Below are 24,981 nucleotides of genomic sequence, written 5' to 3' on the forward strand. Positions count from 1 at the left end.
AGGGGTCCTGCCGGTGTGGGGGTGGGGGGCCGCGCACAGGGTCGTGCGCGGGGTCATGAGGGCGCTCCGAGGAGCGACAGCAGGGCCAGCGAGACGCCGGCCGCGCCGACCGCGGCCCGGACGGCGGGGTGCCAGCCCCACCATCCCGCCGTGTGCCGGGGGAGCGGACCGCCCTCGGCCGCGGCCACCGCCCGCAGGCAGGCCGCGGCGGCGAGGAGCTCCCAGGCGACGCAGACGACGTCCCAGGGGCCGACCGGGTGCCGGGTCGCGAGCGGCTCCCACGGCAGGCCGGTGGTGCGGCTGGCCAGCCACGTCGCGACCATCGCCAGCTGCAGCACCACGCCGGCGCGCAGCAGGCCCACGGTCGGGCGCTGGGCCAGGGCGGCCCAGGCCAGCTGGGTCGCGGCCGCGAGGAGGAAGAGCAGGCCGAGCGCGGCCTGCTCGCGCAGGTGGGGCGGCGCCACCGCGGCGTGCACGCCCGCAGCGGCGGCCGAGGCCACCACGGCCAGCGGCACGTGCAGCGTCCCGACCCGGCCGGGTCCCGTCCGCGGCGCTGTGGCGGACGGGCCCGGCGCGGCCGGGTCCGAGAGCGGGCCCAGCGGGAGCCCGGGGGCGCCGGCGGTGACGGCCGCCCGCAGTGCGTCGACGCGGTGACGGTGCTCGTCGGCCACCGGCGCAGGAGCCGCTCCCAGCCGGGCGAGGGCGTGCGGCACCAGCAGCGCGGCCAGGCCCCACAGGCCCAGCAGCACCATCAGCACGTGCAGTCCGTGCGCGAGCAGGCTCGCGCCGACCGCGGCCGACATCGCTGTCACCGCGTCCCTTCCCTCCGGCAGGGTCTCCCTCCGCGCCACCCTCCCCGGTGGCGTGGTCCCGGGGTCGACGGTAGGGCGCCCCCACGCCGCTCCGCGGGGTTTTCCGCCGAAATCACCCCCGCGGGCATGCATGAGGCAGACTTGAGCGGAACAGGCTCAACTTTGTTGACGTTGCACCTGTCGACGCATCCGTTCCACCTCCGCAGGAGTGCCCATGTCCCAGTTCTCGGCCGAGAAGTTCACGACCCGCAGCCGCGAGGCCATCGAGGCCGCCCAGCTGGCGGCCACGACGTCGGGCCACAGCGCGACCGAGCCGCTCCACCTGCTGGTCGCGCTGCTGCGCGACCCCGAGGGCGCCGCCCGCACCCTCGTCACCAAGTCCGGCATCGACGCCGGACCGCTCGCCGCGGCCGCCGAGTCGGCCCTGGCCTCGTTGCCGCGCGCCAGCGGCTCCACCGTCAAGACCCCCACGGCCTCGCCCGCGCTCACCCGGGTGCTGGCGGGCGCCATCGACCTCGCCGCCTCCCTCAAGGACGACTACGTCGCCACCGAGCACCTCCTCATCGCGCTCGCCGGCACCGAGTCCCCGGCCCAGCGGCTGCTGGCCGACGCCGGGCTGACCGAGCAGGGCCTGCGCGAGGGACTGACCGCCTTCCGCGGCAACCGGCGCGTGACCAGCCAGGACGCGGAGTCGACCTACGAGGCGCTGGAGAAGTACTCCGTCGACCTCACCCAGCTGGCCGAGGAGGGCGCGCTCGACCCGGTCATCGGCCGGGACAGCGAGATCCGCCGCGTGGTGCAGGTGCTCTCGCGTCGTACGAAGAACAACCCGGTGCTGATCGGCGAGCCCGGCGTCGGCAAGACCGCCGTGGTCGAGGGCCTGGCCCAGCGCGTGGTCGACGGCGACGTGCCCGACAGCCTCAAGGGTCGCCGGGTGCTCAGCCTCGACCTGGCCGCGATGGTGGCCGGCGCGAAGTACCGCGGCGAGTTCGAGGAGCGCCTCAAGGCCGTCCTGGAGGAGATCAAGGACGCCGGTGGCCAGGTCATCACGTTCATCGACGAGCTGCACACCGTCGTCGGCGCGGGCGCCGGCGGCGACTCCGCCATGGACGCGGGCAACATGCTCAAGCCGATGCTGGCCCGCGGCGAGCTGCACATGATCGGCGCGACGACGCTCGACGAGTACCGCGAGCGCGTCGAGAAGGACCCCGCGCTCGAGCGCCGCTTCCAGCAGGTCTTCGTGGGCGAGCCGTCGGTCGAGGACACCATCCAGATCCTGCGCGGCATCCGGGAGAAGTACGAGGCGCACCACAAGGTCCGCATCACCGACGCCGCCCTGGTCGCCGCGGCCACCCTGTCCGACCGCTACATCACCGGCCGCCAGCTGCCCGACAAGGCCATCGACCTCGTCGACGAGGCCAGCTCGCGGCTGAAGATGGAGATCGAGTCGTCCCCGGAGGAGATCGACCAGCTCCGCCGCCAGGTCGACCGGCTCAAGATGGAGGAGTTCGCCCTCGACAAGGAGGACGACGCCGCCTCGGTCGAACGGCTGGCGGTGCTGCGCGCCGACCTGGCCGACAAGGAGGAAGAGCTGCGCTCCCTCGAGGCCCGCTGGGAGCGCGAGAAGGCCTCCCGCGAGGGCGAGGGCGAGCTGCGCGTGCAGCTCGACGAGCTGCGCATCGAGGCCGACCGACTGCAGCGCATCGGTGACTTCGAGAAGGCCAGCGAGATCCTCTACGGCCGGATCCCCGCCCTGGAGAAGCAGATCGCCGAGGCCGAGGCAACCGAGGCCGAGACCGAGGTCGACCCGCTGGTCGGCGAGGCCGTCGGCGCCGAGCAGATCGCCGACGTCGTCGAGGCCTGGACCGGCATCCCGACCGGCCGGATGCTCGAGGGCGAGACGGCCAAGCTGCTGCGCATGGAGGACGTCATCGGTGAGCGCCTGATCGGGCAGCGCGACGCCGTGGTCGCGGTCAGCGACGCCGTGCGCCGCTCGCGGGCCGGCATCGCCGACCCGGACCGCCCCACCGGCTCGTTCCTGTTCCTCGGCCCCACGGGCACGGGCAAGACCGAGCTGGCCAAGTCGCTGGCCGACTTCCTCTTCGACGACGAGCGCGCGATCGTGCGCATCGACATGAGCGAGTACTCCGAGAAGCACTCGGTCGCCCGCCTCGTCGGCGCCCCTCCCGGCTACGTCGGGTACGACGAGGGCGGCCAGCTCACCGAGGCCGTGCGCCGTCGCCCCTACAGCGTCGTCCTCCTCGACGAGGTCGAGAAGGCCCACCCCGAGGTCTTCGACATCCTGCTGCAGGTGCTCGACGACGGCCGGCTGACCGACGGCCAGGGCCGCACGGTCGACTTCCGCAACACGCTGCTCATCCTGACCAGCAACCTCGGCGCGACCTACCTGATCGACCCGCTGCTCGACCCGGACAAGAAGAAGGACTCCGTGCTGGCCACGGTCCGGCAGAGCTTCAAGCCCGAGTTCCTCAACCGGCTCGACGAGATCGTCGTCTTCGAGGCGTTGACGCAGGAGGCGCTGACCCACATCGTCGACATCCAGCTCGGCCTGCTCGGCAAGCGCCTCGCCGCCCGCCGGGTCGGCGTGGACGTCACCGAGGCGGCCAAGCGGTGGCTCGCCGAGACCGGCTACGACCCGGCGTACGGCGCCCGGCCGCTGCGGCGGCTCATCCAGAGCGCGATCGGCGACCCGCTGGCCAAGGCCCTCATCGGCGGCCAGGTCGCCGACGGCGCCACGGTCACGGTCGACCTGGCGCCCGAGGGCGGGGGCCTGACCCTCTCCGCCTGACCCGCTCCGCCTGACCCCAGCGCTGACCCGTCGTGGATCCACGACGGGTCAGTGTCGGTGCACACCCCTCTGGGAGACTGCTCGGCATGGCCGACAAGCGACTGCCGCGCCCCCCGCAGGTGACGTTGTGCGGTGGGGCGATCCTCGCGGGATCGGTCTTCATCGTGCTCATGGCGTTCCAGGAGATGGCGGGGCTCGGCTCGATCGAGGCCCAGGAGGCGGCCCGCGAGTTCGTCTCGACCCCACCCGGTGACGGCCTCGGCATCGACGCCGACCAGGTGCAGTCGCTCCTGCGGGTGCTCGCGGTCGTCGCCGGCGGCGCGGGCATGGCGGCGGCGATCCTGGGCTGGCAGGTGCTCCAGCGCCAGCGCAGCGCCCGCCTCGCCCTGAGCATCCTGGCGCCGCTCCTCGTCGCCACGGCGGTCCCGGCCGCCGACGTCGTCCCGATCATCGTCGCCGTCGCGGTGACGATGCTGTGGTTCCAGCCGGCCCGCGACTGGTTCGCCGGGCGCGAGGCGCCCCGGCCCGCCGCCCTCGCCACCCCCTCGACGGCATCCCCGACCAGCCCGACCAGCCCGACCAGCCCGACCAGCCCGACCAGCCCGACCAGCCCGACCAGCCCGACCAGCCCATCCACTCCTGCCGCCCCGACGTCGGCCCCCGCTGGCCAGGCGTGGCCGCCCCCGCCCCCGGGCGCCACCGGGGGCGCGACCGCCCCCGACCCCACCCGGCGCCCGTCCCAGGTGGTCGCGGCGGCGGTCGTGACGATCTCCTGCTCCGCCGCGGTCGCGGTGGCCATGCTCACCGCCGCGCTGGGCGCGATCGCCGACCGTTCCGCGCTCGAGGAGCAGGTGCGCGACGAGATCGCCCGCAACCGGATGTACGCCGAGCTCGAGCCCGGCCCGGTCGTCGTCGCCGTGCTGGCCATGCTCGGGGTCTTCGCGGTGTGGGCCGTGGTGGCCATCGTGCTGGCCGTGCGCACCCTGCGCGGCAGCAACGCCGCCCGCATCGGCCTGGTCGTCTCCTCCTTCGCGGCCGCGGCGGCCAGCCTCATCGGCCTCCTGCTCGTCGTCCCGCTGGTGGTCGGGGTCGCCGCCGTCTGGGTCGCCGTCGTGCTGCTGCGCGGCGAGGTCGTGCACTGGTTCACCGGCCACCGGGTCCCGGCCTGGCAGCAGCACCAGCAGCACCAGCAGCAGGGCCACCAGCAGCAGGGTCACCAGCAGGGGCCGCCGCCCCCGCCGCCCGGCGCCTGACCGACGCCCAGGCTCCGCCGCTCGTTGGCGACCCGTTCACCGACCGGTCGCCGCTTGCCCCGAGGCTCCTCTCGCTCCACCCCGGCCCGACCTCCTGTGCCGACTCGGCGGCCCCCTGAGCCTGAGGAACCCACGTGCGCGCACCACGCCGTCCTGTCCTGCCCACCCTGCTCGCGACGGCCCTGGCCGGCGCGACCCTCGCCGTCGTCGGTGGCGTCGGCGTGGCTGCGCCCGCCTCGGCCGCGGTCACCGACCTGCGGATCAACGAGGTCGAGTCGAGCGGCGGCACGCCGGTCGACTGGATCGAGCTGGTCAACACCGGCACGCAGCCGGTCGACGCGAGCGGCCTGCGCCTGAAGGACAACGACGACTCCCGCACCCTCGCCATCCCGGACGGCACCACGATCGCCCCGGGCGCCTTCTACGCGATCGACGTCGACGTGCCCGGTGGCTTCGGCCTCGGCTCGGCCGACTCCGCCCGGTTGCTCGAGAGCGACGGCACGACGTTGATCGACAGCCACATCTGGACCGCGCACGCCACCGGCACGACCTACGGCCGCTGCCCCGACGGCACCGGCGCGTTCCGCACCACCACGTCCTCGACCAAGGGCGCGGCCAACGACTGCTCGTCGCTGCTGAAGATCAACGAGGTCGAGTCCGACGGCGGCACGCCCGGCGACTGGGTCGAGCTGGTCAACACCGGCGCCGCGGCGTACGACGCCAGCGGGTTGCGCCTGCGGGACAGCGACGACAGCCACAGCCTGGCCCTGCCCGCCGGCACCACGGTCGCCGGCGGTGGCGGGCTGCTGGTCGTCGACGTCGACAGCGTCGGGGGCGGGTTCGGCCTGGGCGCCTCCGACAGCGTGCGGCTCCACGCCGCCGACGGCACCACGCTGCTGGACTCCTACACGTGGACCAGCCACGCCCCGACGTCGTACGGGCGCTGCCCCAGCGGCACCGGGCCGTTCGCCACCACCCAGCGACCCACCCGGGGCGCGGCCAACCTCTGCCCGGGCGACATCGACGCCCAGCCCTGGCCGGGCGGCCCGTCGGTCACCACGGCCGACCCGCAGGGCACCTTCGCCTCCAACCTGAGCGGCCTGGCCTACGAGCCCAGCGGCACCAGGGCCCCGGGCACCCTGTGGGCGGTCCGCAACGGGGCCGGTGCGCTGTTCCGCCTCGCGCCGACCGGCGACGGCGGGTACGCCCCGGCGAGCGACCGGCCCACGGGCCAGCTGCTCCGCTACGCCGACGGCACCGGTGACGTCGACGCCGAGGGCCTCACCTTCACCGCGGCCGGCCCGGCCGGCGGGGCGTACGTCGCCTCGGAGCGCAACAACAGCGTCAGCGGCACCAGCCGCCCCGCCGTGCTGCGCTACGAGACCACCGGCACCGGCACCGACCTGCGTCCGACCAACGACTGGGACCTCTCCGCCGACCTCCCCGGCCTCGGCGCCAACGCCGGCCTCGAGGCCATCGCCTGGGTGCCCGACTCCTACCTCGTGGCCCGCGGCCTGCGGGACCAGGCCACCGGCGCCGCCTACGACCCGTCGCGCTACGCCGGCCACGGCACCGGCCTGTTCCTCGTCGGCGTCGAGCAGACGGGCCAGGTCATCGCCTACGCCCTCGACCAGCGCAGCAACGCCTTCACCCGGGTGACCTCCTTCGCCAGCGGCTTCAAGGCCGTCATGGAGCTGCACTGGGAGGCCGGCGCCCAGCGGCTGTGGGTCGTCTGCGACGACACCTGCGCCGGCCGGTCGGGCCTGTTCGAGGTCAAGGACGGCGCCTTCGCCGCCACCCGGTACGTCGAGCGCCCCGCCGGCATGCCCGACCTCAACAACGAGGGCTTCACCACCACCCCCGATGCCGAGTGCGTCGACGGCCTGAAGCCCGTCTTCTGGTCCGACGACGCCAGCACCGGCGGCCACGCGCTGCGCCGCGGCACCCTGACGTGCTCGGCCACCCCCGCGGCCTCCACCACCACGCTGGTCGTCCGGCCCGCCGTGCTGCGGGCCACCGTGGCCCCCACCGCCGAGGGCGCGGCCCCGGTCACCGGTGAGGTCGCCTTCACCGTCGACGGCACCGCGGTCGGCACGGCGCCGCTCGTCGGCGGCGTGGCGACGCTCGCCCACACGGTCCCGCCCGGCGCCACCCGCACCGTCGTCGCGACGTACGCCGGCAGCGAGGTGCTCGCGGGCAGCGCGGCCACCGTGCAGCGCCAGGACCCGCTGGCCCGCTTCGTGCTGTCCTCCGAGGTGCCGCCGACCGCGGAGGGCTGGTGGAGCGAGCCGGTGACGGTGACCTTCACCTGCACCCCGCAGGGCTCGCCGGTGACCTGCCCCGAGCCCGTCGTGCTCGACCGCTCCGACGAGAGCGCCGGGGTCACCCGCACCGTGACCGCCGAGGACGGCGGCGCGACCACCGTGGTCGTCGACGACGTGATGGTCGACCTCGACGACCCGACGGTGCGCATCACCGGCGTCCGCCCCGGCGCGACCTACCCGCTCGCCGCGCCCACCCCGCGCTGCGTCGCCTCCGACGCCCTGTCGGGCGTCGCGTCCTGCGACCTCGAGGTCGTCCGCCGCGGCCTGGTCACCACCGTGACGGCGTACGCCACCGACGTGGCGGGCCACGAGGCCGGCACGTCGGTCAGCTGGCGGGTGCCCGCCGTCCGCGTCGTCGGGGCCCGCGGCCTGACCGCCGACGGCCGGTACGTCGTGCGCCGCGGTGACCGCTACCGCCTCGAGGCCCTGCTCGCCGCCTCCCCGCGGCCGCGCGTCGTCGGCCCCCTCCGCGCGTCGGTCAACGCCACGGCCCGCGGCCGGGCGATGAAGCCGGGCGCCCTCGCCGGCGGCCTGACCACGTGGAACGCCGCCGTCCGCGCGAAGGCGCCCGCCCGGGACCAGAAGGTCGTGGTCAAGGTCGGCCCGCGCCGCGTCGTCGTGCGGCTGCGTGTCGTCCGCTGAGGTCGATCCAGCCCAACGGCGGTCGAGGAAGGCGCCCTGACCGGGCCCCACAGTGGTCGAGGAAGGCGCCCTGGCGCCTGTCTCGAGACCACGCGGGCCGTTGCGGTCAGGTGGTCTCGAGACGGGACTCCGTCCCTCCTCGACCACCGTCGGTCGGGTCCACGGCACCAGGCCCCACGGGGTCGAGGACGGCGGCGCCGGGCCCCACGGTGGTCGAGGAAGGCGCGCTGGCGCCTGTCTCGAGACCAGGCGGGCCGTTGCGGTCAGGTGGTCTCGAGACGGGACTCCGTCCCTCCTCGACCACCGTCGGTCGGGTCCACGGCACCAGGCCCCACGGGGTCGAGGACGGCGGCGCCGGGCCCCACGGTGGTCGAGGAAGGCGCGCTGGCGCCTGTCTCGAGACCAGGCGGGCCGTTGCGGTCAGGTGGTCTCGAGACGGGACTTAGTCCCTCCTCGACCACCGTCGGTCGCGACCATGCCGACGGCGGGGTGCCGCGAGGCTCAGGCGCGGAGGTCGGCGGCTGCCAGGCGGTCGCCGGCCTCGGCGATGACCTCACGCTGCTTGCAGAACGCCCAGCGCACCAGGTGCCGGCCCGCGCCGTGCGGGTCGTCGTAGAAGGCCTGCGCGGGCACCGCGACCACGCCGGCCCGCTCGGGCAGGGCGAGGCAGAAGGCCATCCCGTCGTCCCAGCCGAGGGCGGAGACGTCGGAGGTGGCGAAGTAGGTGCCCTGGGGCGTCGAGGTCGGCAGGCCGGCCGCGGTGAGCACGTCGAGCAGGAGGTCGCGGCGCTCCTGCAGGTCGCGGGCGAGCGCCAGCGGCCAGTCGCCGTGGTCGCGCAGCGCGACCGCGGCGGCCGGCTGCAGGGGTGCGCCGGAGGTGTAGGTCAGCCAGGTCTTGGCCGCGACCACGGCCTGCACGAGGTGGGCCGGCCCGGTGGCCCACCCGACCTTCCAGCCGGTGAGGGAGTAGGACTTGCCGATGCTGGAGAGCGTCAGCGTGCGCTCGGCCATGCCGGGCAGGGTGGTGATCGGCACGTGGGCCGGCTCGCCCGGGCCGTCGAAGACCAGGTGCTCGTAGACCTCGTCGGTGATGACGACGAGGTCGTGCTCGCGCGCCAGCGCGGCCACCGCCTCGAGCTCGGCGCGCGAGAGCACCGCCCCGGTGGGGTTGTGCGGGGTGTTGAGCAGGACGAACCGGGTCCGCGGCGTCACCGCCGCGCGCAGCTCGTCGACGTCGAGGCGGAAGTCGGGCCAGCGCAGGGTGACCGGGCGGCGTACCGCGCCGGCGACCTGCATCATCGCCAGGTAGGAGTCGTAGTAGGGCTCGAGCACGACCACCTCGTCGCCCGGCTCGACGAGGCCGAGCAGCGCCGCCGCGACGGCCTCGGTGCAGCCGGTGGTGACCGCGACCTGGGTGTCGGGGTCGAGCTCGATGCCGTAGTGGCGGCGCTGGTGCTCGGCCACGGCCTGGCGCAGCGCCGGGATGCCGGTGCCGGGGGCGTACTGGTTGGCGCCGTGCACCAGCGCGTGCCGGGCCGCCTCCAGCACCTCGGCCGGCCCGTCCACGTCGGGGAAGCCCTGTCCCAGGTTGAGCGACCCGGTGCGCACCGCGAGCGCAGACATCTCGGCGAAGATCGTGGGCGGGATGCCTCGCAGGCGGGTCGCGATCACCCCTGGGACACTAGCCCGGTGACCACGACCGACGACTCGCTCGCCGCCGACATCGACGCCACCTGCCGCCTGCACGGGGAGTTCACCCTGCGCTCGGGCCAGGTCTCGGACACCTACTTCGACAAGTACCTCTTCGAGGCCGACCCGCTCCTGCTGGGCCGCGTCGCCCGCGAGATGGTGCAGCTGCTCCCGCACGACACCGACCTGCTCGGCGGCCTCGAGATGGGCGGCATCCCGATCGCCACCGTCGTCAGCGCGATCACCGGCACCCCGGCGCTGTTCGTGCGCAAGGAGGCCAAGACCTACGGCACCTGCAGGCTCGCCGAGGGCCCGTCGTACGACGGCAGGCGGGTGACCCTGGTCGAGGACGTCATCACCACCGGCGGCGCGGTGCGCGACGCGACCCGCGCGCTGCGGGAGTCCGGCGCGATCGTCGAGGTCGTGGTCTGCGCGATCGACCGCAGCCCCGCCGGCGAGGACCCGCTGGCCGACGTCGGCCTCGAGGTGCGCTCGGTCCTCACCCGCGCCGACCTCGACGCGGTCGCGGGCGGTCGGTAGGCGGAGATTCGTCGGCCCCGGGCCCAGGGCCCGGTCCGTCAGGCCTTGGCGCCGTCGGCGTCCTGCGAGGAGGGCGACGGCGACGACGGCGACGACGGCGACGACGGCGACTCGGCCTCGGGCGACCCGCCGTGGCGCTTCAGCTCACGGCGGTGCTTGACGCCCTCGTAGAGCAGCGGGGCGACGGTGAAGACCAGGATGGCGATCATCGCGTAGTCGATGTTCTCGCCGATCTGCGGGAACGAGCGCCCGAGGAAGTAGCCGAGCAGGGTGATCGAGAAGACCCACGCCACGGCGCCGACGGCGCTCCACTGGAAGAACCGGCGGCGCTCCATGGCCGTCACGCCGGCGACCACCGTGATGTAGGTGCGCACGAACGGCACGAACCGGCCGATGACCAGGGCCTTGTTGCCGTGCTTGTCGAAGAACCGGTCGGTGTTGTCGATGTACTTGCGCTTGAGGATCCTGCCGTCGCGCTCGTAGAGCGGTGGACCGAGCTTGCGCCCGATCTCGTAGCCGACGACATTGCCCAGGAAGGCGGCGATCGAGAGGAACAGCAGCGCGAAGCAGAGCTCGATGATCGGGGTGTCGATGCCGAAGACGTGGATCTGCTGCCCGGCGATGAACAGCCCGAGCGCGAACAGCAGGGTGTCGCCCGGCAGGAACGGGAAGAACAGCCCGCACTCGACGAAGACGATCGCCAGGCTGAGCCAGATCAGCGCCCCGCCGAAGTTGTCGAGGAGCCACTCGGGTTCCATCCACTTGATCCCGAGCAGCAGGGGGACCAGGGTGGTGCTCAAGGGCGGCACGCTCACCTGCCCGACAGTACCTGTCCTAGGGTCTGGCGCGTGCCCCGCCGCGACCCTGGTGCTTCCCGGGGATCCGACCCCGAGGCCGGGGAGACCGGCCGGGCGCCGTACGACCCGATGCCGCACGGCCCGCCGGAGGTCGGCGTCGGCCCGTGGGAGGGACCGTGGCCGACCGGCCCCGGCTCGGAGGTGTACGACGCCGCGCTGCTCGCGCAGGGTGACCGGCGCAACGTCGTCGACCGCTACCGCTACTGGAGCCTGGAGGCGATCCGCGCCGACCTCGACACCCGGCGCCACGGGTTCCACGTCGCCATCGAGAACTGGCAGCACGACTTCAACATCGGCACCATCGTCCGCTCGGCCAACGCCTTCCTGGCCGCCGAGGTGCACATCGTGGGCGAGCGGCGCTGGAACCGGCGCGGCGCGATGGTCACCGACCGCTACCAGCACGTGCGCCACCACCCGACCGTCGCCGACCTGGCGGCCCACCTCGGCGACGTGCCCCTGTGGGGCATCGACAACCTCCCCGGCTCAGCGCACCTGGAGACGATGGACGTGCCGCGCTCGATCTGCTTCCTGTTCGGCCAGGAGGGCCCGGGGCTCTCCGACGGCGCACGGGAGGCGTGCGCGGGCACGTTCTCGATCGCCCAGTTCGGCTCGACGCGGTCCATCAACGCCAGCGCCGCCGCCGCGATCGCCATGCACACGTGGGTCCGTGCGCACGCCGACCTCGACGGCGGCGGGACCTGGCGGGGCTGACCGCCCGTCGCCGGCCGGTCGGTCGGCGGGTCGGCGGGTCGGCGGGTCAGCGGCGGCACCGGGCTCCGCCTGTCGACGGCCCAGCCGCCCGGAGCTCACAGGCCGGTCTGGTCCACCTGCTCCGTCGCGAGCGCCGCCCGCAGCGCGGTCATGCCCCGGGAGGTGTGGCTCTTGACGGTGCCCTCGCCGATGCCGAGCTCGGCCGCCGTCTCCTCGACCGAGAGCCCGAGCCAGTGCCGCAGCACGACCGTGCGCCGCTGCATCGGCGGCAGCGCCTGGAGCGCCTCGAAGAGCGCCGAGCGCTCCTCGACCGGCAGCGGCGCACGCGCCGGGCCGTCGTGCCCGTCGAGCCCGGCCCGCTCCCGGCGCCACGGGCGGCGGTGCTCGTCGATGTCGGCCCGCACGATGATCCGTCGCACGTAGGCCTCCTCGCGGCCGTCGCGGCGCAGGCGCGGCCACGCGACGTACAGCTTGGTGAGCGCGGTCTGCAGCAGGTCGTCGGCGCGGTGCCAGTCGCCGCAGACGGCGTAGGCGACCCGGCGCAGGTGGACCTGGCGGGCGGCGACGAACTCGGTGAACTCTGCGTCGCGCCGGCCGGTGCTCACCGCTCCGCTCGCGCGCAGTCGGGGTCGACGCCGCTCTCCTGCACCAGGCGGAGCGCCTCGAGCGACAGGTCGCGGGGAAGGACGAGCTGGTCGCGATCGGCGTCGTACTCGAAGGGGACCCCGTTCAGGTCGCGCAGGGTGGACAGGGCCGCGAGGCACTGCGCCAGGGCCGTGCCCGGGGGAGCGTCGGGCGGCAGCGGGATGGTCGGGGGCGCCGCCGGGGTGTCCTCCGTCGATGCCTCCGGGCTGGGGGTGGTCGTCGCGGAGGGCGTGCCCGAGGCGGGGTCGGCCGCCGTCGGCGCGCCGGGTCCGGTCAGCAGCGTCGCGCCGAGCCCGGCGGCCGCGACGGCCGCGGCCGCGCCGCCGAGCAGCGCCCTACGACGCCGCCGCAGCGCCCGACGGGCGGGGACGAGCCGGTCGGCGGGTGCGGGCGGGGGCGGGCCGTCGCCGAAGGAGGCGTCGAGGAGGTCGCGCAGGTCGCGGCTGTCGTGGTCGTGGCGATGGTCGCTCATGCCTGGAGTACGGAAGCCGCGGCTCGGGGGTTGTCAGCGACCGCCGGCGCGTCGCAGCACGGTGAGCAGGTGGAGCATGAGCAGCTCCATCACGGTCTCGCGGGCGGGGAGGTCGATGAGCTCGTAGACCCGGCCGACCAGGCCGCGCGGGTCGAGGGTGACGGCGAGGTGCAGCCGCGACCCGTCGGGGTGCGGCTCGACGTGCGCCCGCATCGTGACCCGCCCCGGCGAGCGCAGCTGGGCCACCAGCTCGAGCCGGTGGGTCGCGCGGTCGGCCTCGGTGACCTGCCAGAACCCCACCAGGTCGCCGGACCGCAGCAGCGGCCGGCCCGGCGGCGGCCGGCGCAGCGCCGGACCGAGGGCGACCCGGTCGATGGCCCGCCGGACCCGGAGCGGCAGTGCGTCGACGTACCACTGCGAGCCGGTCTCGCCGGAGGCCACCACGGCCCAGGTCTCCTCGGGCGGGAGGGTGACGACGGCCGAGCGGCGGGTGGTGTGCAGGGTCCGGCCTCGGCGCATGCGAGGAGGCTACGGGCGGCCACGGACAGCCCGGGACCACCCGGGGTGATGCCCTAGGGTCGGGCCATGCCGATCGCCACCCCTGAGCAGTACGCCGAGATGCTCGACGCCGCCAAGTCCGGCGCCTACGCGTTCCCGGCCATCAACGTCTCCTCGTCGCAGACCCTCAACGCCGCCCTCAAGGGGTTCGCGGACGCCGGGTCCGACGGCATCATCCAGGTCTCGACCGGTGGTGCGGAGTACCTCTCCGGCCCCACGGTCAAGGACATGGTCGCCGGCTCGGTCGCCTTCGCGTCGTACGCCGCCGAGGTCGCCAAGAACTACCCCGTGCGCATCGCGCTGCACACCGACCACTGCCCGGAGGACAAGCTCGACGGCTTCGTCCGCCCGCTGCTCGACCTCTCCGCCGAGCGCGTCAAGGGTGGTCAGGCGCCGCTGTTCCAGTCGCACATGTGGGACGGCTCCGCGGTGCCGCTGGAGGAGAACCTCTCCATCGCCGAGGAGCTCCTCGAGAAGTGCATCGCGGCCAAGATCATCCTCGAGATCGAGGTGGGCGTGGTCGGTGGCGAGGAGGACGGCGTCGAGAACGCGATCAACGACAAGCTCTACTCCACCCCCGAGGACGCCATCGCCACCGCCCGCGCGCTCGGCCACGGCGACCGCGGCTACTACATGACCGCGCTGACCTTCGGCAACGTGCACGGCGTCTACAAGCCCGGCAACGTCAAGCTCCGCCCCGAGGTGCTCAAGGAGGCCCAGGAGGCGGTCGTGCGCGAGTTCGGCCTCGAGGAGGGCTCCAAGCCCTTCCACCTGGTCTTCCACGGCGGCTCGGGCTCCTCGGCCGAGGAGATCGGCGCGGCCGTCGACTACGGCGTCGTGAAGATGAACGTCGACACCGACACCCAGTACGCCTTCACCCGCCCCGTCGCCGACCACATGCTCAGCAACTACGAGGGTGTGCTCAAGGTCGACGGCGAGGTCGGCAACAAGAAGCAGTACGACCCGCGCGCCTGGGGCAAGGCGGCCGAGGCCGGCATGGCCGCCCGCGTCGTCGAGGCCTGCGAGAACCTGCGCTCGGCGGGCAAGGCCCTGTCCTGACCCGACGCTGACCCGACGTCGGGGGCTCCCCGGTCACGGGAGGCGGCGGCCGGTCATGATGGGGGCATGAGCTCCTTCGGTGACCTGATGGCCGGCCCGCCGCCCACCCACCTGCCCGCGGACCCCGCGACCGACGCGCTGTCGTCCGGCACCTCGCCGGTCGACGCCGTCCGCGCCTTCCCCGCCTCGCCCGTCGCCTGGGCGGCGCTGGCCTCCGAGGCCGTGGCCAGCGAGCTCGACCCGGTCACCGTCTACGCCTACGCCCGCGTCGGCTACCACCGCTCCCTCGACCTGCTGCGCCGCAACGGCTGGAAGGGCCACGGCCCCGTCCCGTGGGAGCACGAGCCCAACCGCGGTTTCCTGGTCTGCCTCTCCCTGCTCGCCAAGGCCGCCCGCGCCATCGGCGAGACCGACGAGTGGGAGCGCTGCTCGGAGTTCCTGCGCGACTCCAGCCCCACGGCACACGCCGAGCTCCTCGGCTGACCCCCGGCGGGCGGGACGGCGGGGCACTTACTGACCGTCGGGTGCACTACCTGACGGGTACACCCGTCAGGTAGTGCTGCCTACGGTCAGTAAGTCTGCCCCCGGCCCGGTCACCGCAGCGCCGCGCCGGACCCGTCATCCACAGGGGCCGCAACGGAAGGTGTGGGTCGTCGCCGGGCGCGGCAGGGTGCGCGGCGTGAACACGCGTCTGAGATCGACGATGGCCGCGCAGGGCGGGCTGGTCACCCACGCGCAGGTGCTCGAGTCGGGGCTGCGGCCTGCGCAGGCGACCCAGCTGCGCCGGAGCGGTGACCTGGTGCGGCTCGTCCGCGGCGTGTACGCCGACGGCGAGCTGTGGCGCAGCCTCGACGAGCACGTCGGCCGGCCGCTCCTGCGAGCGCGCGCCGCGCTGATGAGCAAGCAACGCACCTGGGTGATGAGCCACGACTCGGCGGCCCTCGTCATGGGGATGCCGCTGATCGACGCCCGCAGCAGCGACGCCCACCTGACTCGCCCCGGCTACGGCACCGCCTGGACGCGGCACGGCATCGCCCACCACTACGCGCCGTACGCCGACCACCAGCTCGTGACCACGAGCCTCGGCGAGCGCCACCTCGACGCTGCGCGCACGGTCGCAGACCTCGGACGCGAGCACGGAGAGCTGGCCGCGCTCGTGGCAGCCGACTGGGCGCTGCGCCACGGTTCCTCCAAGGCCCGCCTCATCGAGGCCTCCCTCCCGATGGCGCACTGGCCGGGCATCTGCGGCGTGCGATCGGCCATCCAGCGCGCAGACCCGCGCGCCGAGAGCGCCGCGGAGAGCCTGGCGCGCGACCTGCTCCAGGAGATGGGGATCGGTGAGGTCGACCAGCAGTTCCCGATCCTGCCCGGCGGGCGGCTGTACTGGTGCGACCTGCGGGTGGGCAACCACGTCTTCGAGGTCTTCGGGCGCATCAAGCTCGTGCCGGTCGCGGACGGGGGTGTGGCGACCAGGTCGCCGACCGAGGTCGCGCTGGACGACAAGCGGCGGCAGCGGGCCATCCGCGACGAGGACCTCGGGCTCTCCGAGATCACCTGGGAGGACTTCTTCGGGCCGGGACGGGCCGCCGCACAGGCGCGGCTCCGCGCGGACTACCTGACGACCGAGCGACGCTTCGGGCGTGACCTGCACCCGCGCCTGGCCCGCCAGGCCGCCGAGCTGCGCGAGCGGCACGGCCGCCGCGACCGGGAGAGGTGAGCCGGCGTCGTACGGCGTCGTCGTCTTCGCCCCCGGCGCCGGCGCACTTATTGACCGTCCGGAGCACTACCTGACAGGTCTACCCGTCAGCCAGTGCTGTTGACGGTCAGTAAGTGCGCTGCCGGCCGGCCTCCGACCCTGCGGCCCGCCCGGTCAGGCCCCCGGGGGAGTCCCGCCGAGCAGGTACCGCACCCGGTCGGCGCCGAGGGCGAGGAAGAGGGTGGGCAGGCGCGGGCCGCGCTCGGCGGCGACGAGGAGCTCGTAGAGCAGGCCGAAGAACGCCTTCTGGTCGGCCTTGACCTCCTCGGTCGGCGGGTCGTCCAGGCCGAGGCCGCGACCGAGCTTGGGGACGCCGTAGACCAGCGTGGTGATGCCGTCCTGGTCGAGCTCGTCGGGCATCCGGTCGAGCAGCTGGGCCAGCCACCGCCCCTCGTCCTCCGTCAGGGCGGCGAGGCGGGCCGCGTCGGGCTCGGTGCGGACCGTGGTGCGGTCCTCCTCGGGCTGGTCGGCCACCCAGGCCAGGGCCCGCGACAGCCGCGGCTCGAGGTCGTCGAGCGACGACAGCGCGAAGCCCGACCCCGCCACGGCGCGCGCCATCAGGTCGGGAGAGCCCGCGGTCACGTCGGCCACCGACGACAGCAGCCGGAACGGCACCGTCACGGGCGCCGTCGGCAGCGTGCCCACCGCGGCGGTCGAGACCGACCGCTCCCACGCGAGCGTGGCCACGTCGCGCTTGGTGGCGGCCTTGCGGCCCAGGGCGTCCCACTCGTCGTACAGCCGGACGACCTCGGCGCCGAGGTCGATGGTGAAGTTCTGGCGCGGCTGGCGCCGCACGTAGAGCCAGCGCAGCATCGGCGGCTCGAGGATCCGCAGCGCGTCGGCCGCCGTCGGCACGCCGCCGCGCGAGGACGACATCTTGGTCATGCCGGCGACGCCGACGAAGGAGTAGGCGACGAACGACGGCGCCCGCCAGCCGAAGACCGGCGCCACCTCCTGCCCCACGGTGTACGACGACCCCGGGGTCGCGTGGTCGTCACCGCCCGGCTCGAAGTGCACCTGCTCGAACGCCCAGCGCATCGGCCAGTCGATCTTCCACACCAGCTTGCCCTCGTCCTGCGTGGCCAGGTTGGTGACCCCGGTGAAGCCGCACGAGGAGCAGGTGTAGGACAGGTCGGTCGTCTCGTCGTCGTACGCCGTGACCGTGACGGTGTCGCGGCCGCACTGGCGGCAGTAGGGCTTGTAGGGGAAGCGTCCCAGGTCGAAGCCCGCCGCGGCGCCACCGTCCTCGCGGCCCGCGCCGCCGGCGGCGTCCTCGTCGTCGGCCCCGGTCGCGGGCGCCTTGGTGCGGAAGCGGGCCAGCACGGCCTCGAGCTCCTCGCGGTGGCGCACGGCGTGCAGCACCTGCTCGCGGTAGCGGCCGGCGCGGTACATCGAGGTCTGCGAGACCTCCTCCATCTCCACGCCCATCTCGCGCAGCGAGGTGACCAGCGGCTCCTTGTAGTGCTCGGCCCAGGACTCGTGGCACCCACCCGGGTCGGGCACGTCGCTCAGCGGCCGCCCGATGTGCTCGCTCCACGACGGGTCGACGCCGGCGGGCACCTTGCGGAAGCGGTCGTAGTCGTCCCAGCTGTGCAGGTGCCGCACGGGCAGCCCGCGCCGGCGTACCTCCTCGGCCACGAAGTGCACGGTGAGGAACTCGCGCAGGTTGCCCAGGTGCACCGGCCCCGACGGGCTCGCGCCCGAGGCGCAGGTGATGAGCTCCGCGCCCTCGCCGGCCTGCCGGATCGCGGCGTCGGCCGCCCGGGTCACCCAGTCGGTCGGGTCGCCGTCGTCGTTCTTGCCCCTGGAGCGTGCCACGGGTCCACGCTATCGACCCGCGGGCCGGCTCAGGCGGGCAGCACCATCCGGTACGCCGCCCGGTGCAGCTCCCACGATCGGTGCCGCTCGGGCCCGTCGATCTCGCCGTCGGCGCTGATCCAGAACTCCTCGCCGCTCACCGACACGCGGGTGCCGCGCAGCACCGCGACCTCCTCGAGCTCGGTGTGCGAGGCCAGGCCGAGCTTGGCGGCGTACACGAGGCGGGCCAGGGGCCCGGTGGCTCGCGAGACGAGCACGTCGGCCTTGCCGTCGCCGGGGTCGGCGTCGGGGGTCAGCTCGGCGCCGCCGCCGACCGAGGTGCCGTTGCCGACCGCGACCATGAGCACCTGCTCGTCGACGTCGACGACCACCTCGCCGTCGACCTCGACCCGCAGCCGCAGCAGCGGCGGGTCGTACGCCGTGAGCGCGGCGCCGATCGGGTAGCCGAGCTTGCCGAGGTTGACCTTGCCCACCCCGACCTTGCCGAGCCGCTTCTTCCACCGGTCGGCCCGCCGGCTGGCGGCGGCGCCCGCACCGACGTGCACGCTGTTGACGACCACCTGGCCGGTCTCGTCGACCAGCAGGTCCATGGGTCGCGGCGTGCCGTCGAGCAGCGCCTGCGCGGCCTCGGCCGGATCCAGGGGGAGGTCGACGCCGCGGGCGAAGTCGTTGCCGGTGCCGAGGGGCAGTAGGCCGAGGTGGTTGCGCCCGAGCTCGTTGCGCTTGTGCAGCGCGGAGACCACGGCGTGCAGCGAGCCGTCGCCACCGGCCACGACGATGGTCCGCGACCCGGCCCGGTGCAGCACCCCGTCGAGCTCGCCCGGCGACGAGGTGGCCTCGACCTCGACCGAGGCGTGCGGCCGCAGGACGGCCAGCGCCTCCTCGAGGTGCTCCCGGTCGGACGTGCCGGCCTCGCTGTTGGCGATCACCAGGAGGGGGTCCACCCGTGCAACGTAGCCGACACCCTCCCGGCTGTTCTTGGTAGCGTGTCGTCGCAAGGGCCCCGGACGCTGTTGCCGGGGCCTTCGTCCGTTTTCTCCAGGGAACTTCGAGGAGCAGTGCATGCCCGCCATCGCGATCATCGGCGCCCAGTGGGGCGACGAGGGCAAGGGCAAGGCGACCGACCTGCTCGGCAGCCGGGTCGACCACGTCGTGAAGTTCAACGGCGGCAACAACGCCGGCCACACGGTGGTGATCGAGGACGAGAAGTACGCCCTGCACCTGCTGCCGAGCGGCATCCTCAGCCCCAACGTCACCCCCGTCATCGGCAACGGCGTCGTCATCGACGTCGAGGTGCTCTTCCGCGAGCTCGACGACCTCGCCGCCCGCGGGGTCGACGTGAGCCGGCTCAAGGTGAGCGCGAGCGCCCACGTCATCCCCAGCTACAACAAGGCCGTCGACAAGGTGACCGAGCGGTTCCTCGGCTCGCGGCGGCTCGGCACGACCGGGCGCGGCATCGGCCCGACGTACGCCGACAAGATGAACCGCATCGGCATCCGCGTGCAGGACCTCTTCGACGCCTCGATCCTGCGCCAGAAGGTCGAGGGCGCGCTCGACCTCAAGGGCCAGGTGCTGACCAAGATCTACAACCGCCGCGCCCCGGGCGTCGACGAGATCGTCGAGGAGCTGCTGGCCTACGCCGACCGGCTCGAGCCGATGGTCTGCGACACCGGCCTGCTCCTCAACCAGGCCCTCGACCGCGACGAGGTCGTGCTGCTCGAGGCCGGCCAGGCCACGCTGCTCGACGTCGACCACGGCACCTACCCGTTCGTCACGTCGTCCTCGTGCACGTCCGCGGGGGCGTGCACCGGGTCCGGCATCCCGCCGCGCCGCCTGGACCAGGTCATCGCGATCGTCAAGGCCTACACGACCCGCGTCGGCGAGGGCCCGTTCCCGACCGAGCTGTTCGACGACAGCGGCGAGCACCTGCGCAAGACCGGCGCCGAGTACGGCACCACCACGGGCCGGCCGCGTCGCTGCGGCTGGTACGACGCCGTCATCGCCCGCTACGCCGCCCGCGTCAACGGCGTCACCGACTTCGTGCTCACCAAGCTCGACGTGCTGACCGGCCTCGAGCAGGTGCCGGTCTGCGTCGCCTACGACGTGGGTGGGGTCCGCCACGACGAGATGCCGGTCAACCAGACCGACTTCCACCACGCCACGCCGATCTACGAGTACCTCCCCGGCTGGTGGGAGGACATCTCCGAGTGCCGCACCTTCGACGACCTGCCCGCCAACGCGCAGGCCTACGTCGAGGCCGTGGAGGCCATGTCGGGTGCCCGCATCTCGGTGGTCGGCGTCGGTCCGTCGCGAGCCGCGACGATCGTGCGGCACGACCTGCTCTGACCGTCCCGGCGGGCCCGGGACGGCCAGGACGGGTCAGCGCAGCGGGTTGTAGGTCTGGTTGACCAGCGTCTGCGACGTCTCGGCCGCACCCGGCGGGATGGCGGCCGAGAACGAGTCGGTCTCGGTGAAGCTGCCCTCCCCGTCGCTGAGGTAGGCCAGGCCGATCAGCTCGTCGAAGTTGTCGTCGGAGGCCACCGTGATGATGTCGTCGGCGTTGTCGCCGTTGAGGTCGGTGATCTGCACGTCGCCGACCGTGTCCTTGTCGGCCTCGAAGTTGTCGGTGTCGTCGAACCAGATGGCGGCGTCGAACGACGACCCGTTCCAGGTCAGCACCGTGATGACCGGCCCGAACCCGCTGAAGCCGATGAGGTCGAGCCGACCGTCGCCGTCGGGGTCGCCCACGTCCATCGTGCGGATGGTCGAGCCGGCCTCGTCGGGGTTCTGGGGCGAGCCGGCGGGGGTGAAGGCGGCGCTGCCGTCGGACTCGAGCAGCTGGACGCTCAGCTCGGTGGTGTCGCGGTCGTAGACCAGGAACACCAGGTCGTCGTCGCCGTCACCGTCGGCGTCGAGCGCGAGCATGCTGGTCTCGCCGCTCGGCCCGGCGTACCAGGTGGTCGGGGGCGCGAAGGCGCCCGTGCCGTCGCCCGCGGCGACGTCGACCTGCACCTCGGTCTCGGAGGTGCGGGTCAGCAGCGCCAGGTCGAGGTTGCCGTCGCCGTCGACGTCGGCCAGCGCGTACCCGAGGTCGAGCGCGCTGCTGGTCAGCTCGTTCTCGGGCGTGGCGATGGGCGAGGTGGGCGCGCCGGCCTTGGTCATCGAGACCGTCATCAGCGGCGGCTCGTCCTGCACGCGGAGCACGTCGGGGACGTCGTCGTTGTCGATGTCGCCGCTGACGCCGACGAGGGTCCGCACCCCGCCCTGCCGCTCCGGCTGGCCGAGGGCGGAGCCGTCGGAGGGCAGCACGAACATGCCGTCCAGGGTCAGCATCACGAAGTCGCCGAGACCGTCGCCGGTCACGTCGTTGGTGATCGGGCGCGGCTCGGTCGGGGGAGCCGGATCGGTCGGGTCGGTCTCGTCGGTCGGCGACTCGGTCGTGCTCGGGTCGGTGCCCTCGGTCTCGCTCGTCGAGGGCGGGTCGGTGGGGTCGGCCTCCGGCTCGTCACCGCCGCGGGTCGCGGCGAAGACGACCCCGCCGATGACCAGGAGCAGCACCGCGGCCACCGCGCCGACGATGATCGCCGTCCGCTTGCCACGCGAGCCGCCGGGGCCGCCGGGGCCGCCGGGGCCGCCCCAGCCCGGGGGCGGGCCGCCCTGGCCGGGGCCGCCCGGACCGCCGTGCGCCGGGGGCGGGCCGCCGTAGGGGCTGCCGTAGGCACTGCTCGCGAACTGGCCCGGCTGGCCCGGCTGGCCCGGCTGGCCCGGCTGGCCCGGCTGGCCCGGGGGCGGCGGGGGCGGCGGCGCCATCGCGGCGCCGGGCAGCCGGGTGGGCTCGCTGTGCCGCGGGTCGACCGGCGTGGGTGTCGGGGTGGGTGTCTTGGCGCCGCCGGGCAACGAGGCGCTGGCCAGGGCCCGCAGGTCGTCGCGGAGCGCGGCGGCGGTGGGGTAGCGGTCGGCGGGGTCCTTGGCCAGGGTCTTGACCAGCACCTCGTTGGTCCGGCGGCTGAACTCGTCGTCGCCGTCGAGCTGCGGCACCGGGGCGTCGTGGTGGGCCATCGCGATCTCGACGTCGGAGCCGGAGTACGGCGGCCGGCCGGTCAGGGTCTCCCACAGCAGGCACCCGACGGCGTACACGTCGGAGGCGACCGACCCCGGGTCGCCGTCGATGCGCTCGGGGGCGAGGTAGCTCCACGTGCCGGGCACCGAGCCGGGCTCGGTCAGGGGGCTGCCCTCGGTCTGGGCGACGCCGAAGTCGCACAGCAGGACGTGGACGCGGTCGAGCCGGTCGTCGCGCAGCAGCACGTTGGCCGGCTTGACGTCGCGGTGGACCACACCGACCCGGTGGGCGTCCTTGAGGGCGTCGGCGACCTGCGAGCACAGCTCGGCGGCCAGGGCGCGGGGCATGGCGCCCCGCTCGGCGAGCAGCTTGCCGAGCTCGCCGCCGGCGGCGTACTGCGTGGCGATGAAGGGGGTGCCGTCCTGCACGCCGTGGTCGAAGATCTGCACGACGTGCGGGGACTCCAGCTTGGCCAGCGCCGCGGCCTCGCGCTGGAAGCGCTCGACGAACGACGACGACTGCGCCAGGTGGCCGATGACCACCTTGAGCGCCACGCGTCGGCCCAGGCGCTGGTCGGTCGCCTGGTAGACGACGCCCATGCCGCCGACGCCGACCACGGAGTCGATGCGGTAGGGGCCGAAGGTCGATCCCGCGCCGGGGGGCGGGGCTGCCGGGTTCACCATCTGGTCTCCTCCAGGATCTCGAGCCTGCCGGTCTCGTCGTCGGGTTCGAGGGACTGTCCCCAGGCCAGCCAGCGGCTGGCGACGAACCTCTGGCCGTCGGAGACCGCGACGATCGCGCGCCCCTTGTTGCCGGGTTGCACCAGGCCCACCGACACCAGGTCCTCGCGCCGGTCGCCGTTGACGTCGACGGCGGCCAGGTCGGAGCCCAGCGAGGTGGCCGGGTCGTAGCGGATGGTGCCCAGCCCGGCGCGGGTCGTCATCACCCCGTCGGTGAGGTCCAGCGCCGAGATGGTGATGAACCGGGAGTCCTGGTCGCCGATGACGACCTCCTCGAGCCCGTCGCCGTCGATGTCGCCGGTCAGCACCGACCCGCTGCCGCCGGACAGGGAGGCCTCGCCGACCACCGGGTCGCCGAACCCGCCCGCCCCGTCGCCCGGCCGGACCGTCACGGTGAGCGGGGTGACCGAGTCGGAGTCACCGAGGCGGACGCTGACGAGGTCGACCCGGCCGTCGTCGTCGAGCTGGCCGTGGGCGAAGGCGACCTCGCCCTCGACCGTGACCGGGTCGCTGGGCTCGCCGAACGTGGACCCGTCGAAGAGCTGGGTGGTGATCTCGACCGTGCCGGTGTCGTCGTCGACGAGGCTGCGGACCACGAGGTCGTCGAGCCCGTCGCCGTCGACGTCGTCGAGGCCGTCGCGCACGTCGAGGGGGCGCCCGCGACCCGGCAGGGTGGCCTCGACGGTGCCACCCCCGCTCAGGGTCCCGGTCACCGAGACGTCGGCCCCCTTGTCGGGCTGCTCGAACCGGAGGACGTCGGTGGTGCCGTCGTCGTCGAGCTGCCCGGCCAGCCGCCAGAAGCGGGTGAACCGGCTCGTCTCCTGCAGCGGCTGCGTCTGCGGGTCGACGAACCGGTCGGTGCCGTTGGAGCGCCAGGTGGTGGTCTGCTGGTCGCCCGTGGCCGGCTGCACGTCGAGGCTCAGGTCGCCGAACCCGTCGCCGTCGAGGTCACCGGCGATCGGCCCGTCCGCCGTCACCGGCGGCGCGCCCGCGGACGAGGGCGGCGGCGACGGGACACCGTCGCTCCCGCCGACCGTCGTGGGCGTCGTCGGGCCCGGGTCGGGATCGTCCCCGCCCCCGCGTGCGACGACCGCCACCGCCGTGCCGCCCCCGACGAGCACCAGCGCGGCGACACCGGCCACGAGCGCCGTACGGCGGCGGCGGGGGCTGCTCGCCCCGCCGGAGCCACCCGGGCCGGCGGGGGCGCCGTACGGCGGCGGCGGCATGCCCGGGGTGGGCGTCGGGGTCGGGGTGGGGGTCGGGGTCGGCGGGCGCAGCGGCGGCGGCCCGGGGACCGGCGTGGGCAGGAGCTCGAGGGTGCCGGGCTCGCCGGCGGGCACGGCCGGGGCGGCCGCGTCGCCCCCGGGGCGACCCGCGGCGTCGAGCAGGTCGCGGCGCAGGGCGTCGGCGTCGGGGTGCCGCTCGGCGGGGTCCTTGGCCATCGCGCGCCGCAGCACGACGTTGACGGCCTCGGCCGCGGGCGAGACGGCCGGGAGCTGGCGCACCGCGGCCCGCTGGTGGGCGACCGCGATCTGCACGTCGGTGCCGCGGTAGGGCGGCAGGCCGGTGAGCGCGGCCCAGAGCAGGCAGCCCACGGCGTACACGTCGGAGGCGGGGGAGGCCGGTGCCCCGCGCCCGCACTCCGGCGAGAGGTAGCTCCAGGTGCCGGCGACGGCGCCGGCCTGGGTCAGCCCGTCGGTGGCGGTGCGGGCGATGCCGAAGTCGCACAGGTAGACGTGCAGGTCGTCGCCCGGGTCGTCGCGCTCGCGGACCAGCACGTTGGTGGGCTTGACGTCGCGGTGGACGACACCGACCCGGTGGGCGTCGTGCAGGGCGTCGGCGACCTGCGCGCACATGCGCAGCGCGTCGTCGAGGGGCAGCGGGCCGGAGCGGTGGAGCAGGGTGCCGAGGTCACCGCCGCCGACGTACTGGGTGGCGATGTAGGGGCACTCGGCGTGGGTGCCGTAGTCGTAGATCGCGATGACGTGGGGTGAGTCGAGCCGGGCCAGCACCGCGGCCTCGCGCTCGAACCGCAGCCGGAACTCCTCGGTGCCGCCGAGGCTCGCCGAGATCACCTTGAGCGCCACCCGGCGGCCGAGCACGGTGTCGGTGGCGCCGAGCACGACCCCCATGCCGCCGCGGCCGATCTCGTCGGTGACGGCGTAGCGACCGAACTGGTCGCCGACGGTGGGCAGGCTGAGCACGTGGGGGTCCTTCCCGGATCGGGCTGGGTCAA

General features: G+C 74.3%; 19 protein-coding genes. 9 read left to right on the forward strand and 10 right to left on the reverse strand.

All coding sequences use genetic code 11. The features are described 5' to 3' along the window. Nucleotides 1-53 precede the first annotated feature (53 nt). Nucleotides 54-812 (reverse strand): hypothetical protein, encoded by a 759-nt coding sequence (locus FJQ57_RS16495; protein ID WP_139982435.1) that lies wholly within the window; start codon nt 810-812, stop codon nt 54-56. A gap of 214 nt (nt 813-1,026) precedes the next feature. On the opposite strand from FJQ57_RS16495, the gene clpB reads away from it, so the two are divergent. From clpB to FJQ57_RS22635, 3 genes are all read left to right on the forward strand, one after another. Next, complete coding sequence (clpB, locus tag FJQ57_RS16500) at nt 1,027-3,621, forward strand: ATP-dependent chaperone ClpB (protein WP_139982437.1); 2,595 nt, start codon at nt 1,027-1,029, stop codon at nt 3,619-3,621. Nucleotides 3,622-3,707: 86 nt separating this feature from the next. Further along, nucleotides 3,708-4,874 (forward strand): hypothetical protein, encoded by a 1,167-nt coding sequence (locus FJQ57_RS16505; RefSeq protein ID WP_139982439.1) that lies wholly within the window; start codon nt 3,708-3,710, stop codon nt 4,872-4,874. Nucleotides 4,875-5,008: 134 nt separating this feature from the next. Continuing rightward, nucleotides 5,009-7,840: a lamin tail domain-containing protein gene (locus FJQ57_RS22635; protein WP_170219476.1), complete on the forward strand. Its 2,832-nt coding sequence runs from the start codon at nt 5,009-5,011 to the stop codon at nt 7,838-7,840. 501 nt (nt 7,841-8,341) lie between these two features. Here FJQ57_RS22635 and FJQ57_RS16520 read toward each other — a convergent pair. Continuing rightward, complete coding sequence (locus FJQ57_RS16520) at nt 8,342-9,511, reverse strand: pyridoxal phosphate-dependent aminotransferase (RefSeq protein WP_139982441.1); 1,170 nt, start codon at nt 9,509-9,511, stop codon at nt 8,342-8,344. Between the two features lie 18 nt (nt 9,512-9,529). Between FJQ57_RS16520 and pyrE the strand changes: the two genes are divergently transcribed. Continuing rightward, nucleotides 9,530-10,069, forward strand: a complete 540-nt coding sequence (gene pyrE / locus FJQ57_RS16525) for an orotate phosphoribosyltransferase (protein WP_211349010.1) — start codon at nt 9,530-9,532, stop codon at nt 10,067-10,069. 38 nt (nt 10,070-10,107) lie between these two features. Here pyrE and FJQ57_RS16530 read toward each other — a convergent pair whose 3' ends face one another. Next, the gene (locus tag FJQ57_RS16530; protein WP_246081864.1) at nt 10,108-10,884 is read right to left on the reverse strand and encodes a DedA family protein; all 777 of its coding nucleotides are present in this window, start codon (nt 10,882-10,884) and stop codon (nt 10,108-10,110) included. Between the two features lie 111 nt (nt 10,885-10,995). Here FJQ57_RS16530 and FJQ57_RS16535 point away from each other — a divergent pair, with 111 nt between their 5' ends. Continuing rightward, entirely contained in the window at nt 10,996-11,637 is a 642-nt protein-coding gene (locus FJQ57_RS16535) for a TrmH family RNA methyltransferase (protein ID WP_139982491.1), read from the forward strand. Between the two features lie 95 nt (nt 11,638-11,732). Here FJQ57_RS16535 and FJQ57_RS16540 read toward each other — a convergent pair whose 3' ends face one another. The 3 genes from FJQ57_RS16540 to FJQ57_RS16550 are packed head-to-tail and all read right to left on the reverse strand — an operon-like array spanning nt 11,733 to nt 13,273. Further along, a complete protein-coding gene (locus FJQ57_RS16540; protein WP_139982443.1) occupies nt 11,733-12,242 on the reverse strand; it encodes a SigE family RNA polymerase sigma factor in 510 nt (169 codons plus the stop codon). Further along, entirely contained in the window at nt 12,239-12,754 is a 516-nt protein-coding gene (locus FJQ57_RS16545) for a hypothetical protein (RefSeq protein ID WP_139982445.1), read from the reverse strand. Before FJQ57_RS16545 ends, FJQ57_RS16540 begins: the two co-directional genes overlap by 4 nt. 33 nt (nt 12,755-12,787) lie before the next feature. After that, nucleotides 12,788-13,273, reverse strand: a complete 486-nt coding sequence (locus tag FJQ57_RS16550) for a DUF2867 domain-containing protein (RefSeq protein WP_139982447.1) — start codon at nt 13,271-13,273, stop codon at nt 12,788-12,790. Nucleotides 13,274-13,339: 66 nt separating this feature from the next. Here FJQ57_RS16550 and fbaA point away from each other — a divergent pair, with 66 nt between their 5' ends. The 3 genes from fbaA to FJQ57_RS16565 all read left to right on the forward strand — a co-directional run bounded on the left by fbaA (nt 13,340) and on the right by FJQ57_RS16565 (nt 16,088). Next, the gene (gene fbaA / locus FJQ57_RS16555; protein ID WP_139982449.1) at nt 13,340-14,371 is read left to right on the forward strand and encodes a class II fructose-bisphosphate aldolase; all 1,032 of its coding nucleotides are present in this window, start codon (nt 13,340-13,342) and stop codon (nt 14,369-14,371) included. Nucleotides 14,372-14,437: 66 nt separating this feature from the next. Then, nucleotides 14,438-14,854, forward strand: a complete 417-nt coding sequence (locus FJQ57_RS16560) for a DUF3151 domain-containing protein (RefSeq protein ID WP_139982451.1) — start codon at nt 14,438-14,440, stop codon at nt 14,852-14,854. Between the two features lie 196 nt (nt 14,855-15,050). Beyond that, complete coding sequence (locus FJQ57_RS16565) at nt 15,051-16,088, forward strand: type IV toxin-antitoxin system AbiEi family antitoxin domain-containing protein (protein WP_139982453.1); 1,038 nt, start codon at nt 15,051-15,053, stop codon at nt 16,086-16,088. 153 nt (nt 16,089-16,241) lie between these two features. On the opposite strand, the gene lysS is transcribed toward FJQ57_RS16565, so the two are convergent. Beyond that, nucleotides 16,242-17,945, reverse strand: a complete 1,704-nt coding sequence (gene lysS / locus FJQ57_RS16570) for a lysine--tRNA ligase (protein ID WP_139982455.1) — start codon at nt 17,943-17,945, stop codon at nt 16,242-16,244. Between the two features lie 29 nt (nt 17,946-17,974). Further along, the gene (locus tag FJQ57_RS16575; RefSeq protein ID WP_246081865.1) at nt 17,975-18,889 is read right to left on the reverse strand and encodes a diacylglycerol/lipid kinase family protein; all 915 of its coding nucleotides are present in this window, start codon (nt 18,887-18,889) and stop codon (nt 17,975-17,977) included. Between the two features lie 118 nt (nt 18,890-19,007). On the opposite strand from FJQ57_RS16575, the gene FJQ57_RS16580 reads away from it, so the two are divergent. Continuing rightward, entirely contained in the window at nt 19,008-20,291 is a 1,284-nt protein-coding gene (locus FJQ57_RS16580; RefSeq protein WP_139982457.1) for an adenylosuccinate synthase, read from the forward strand. Nucleotides 20,292-20,324: 33 nt separating this feature from the next. On the opposite strand, the gene FJQ57_RS16585 is transcribed toward FJQ57_RS16580, so the two are convergent. Together FJQ57_RS16585 and FJQ57_RS16590 are read right to left on the reverse strand one after the other, a co-directional pair. After that, entirely contained in the window at nt 20,325-22,688 is a 2,364-nt protein-coding gene (locus FJQ57_RS16585) for a serine/threonine-protein kinase (RefSeq protein ID WP_139982459.1), read from the reverse strand. Next, complete coding sequence (locus tag FJQ57_RS16590) at nt 22,682-24,949, reverse strand: serine/threonine-protein kinase (RefSeq protein WP_139982461.1); 2,268 nt, start codon at nt 24,947-24,949, stop codon at nt 22,682-22,684. Before FJQ57_RS16590 ends, FJQ57_RS16585 begins: the two co-directional genes overlap by 7 nt. Between the last annotated feature and the right edge of the window lie 32 nt (nt 24,950-24,981).

This window comes from Nocardioides litoris (assembly GCF_006346315.1).
GTDB lineage: Bacteria > Actinomycetota > Actinomycetes > Propionibacteriales > Nocardioidaceae > Nocardioides > Nocardioides litoris.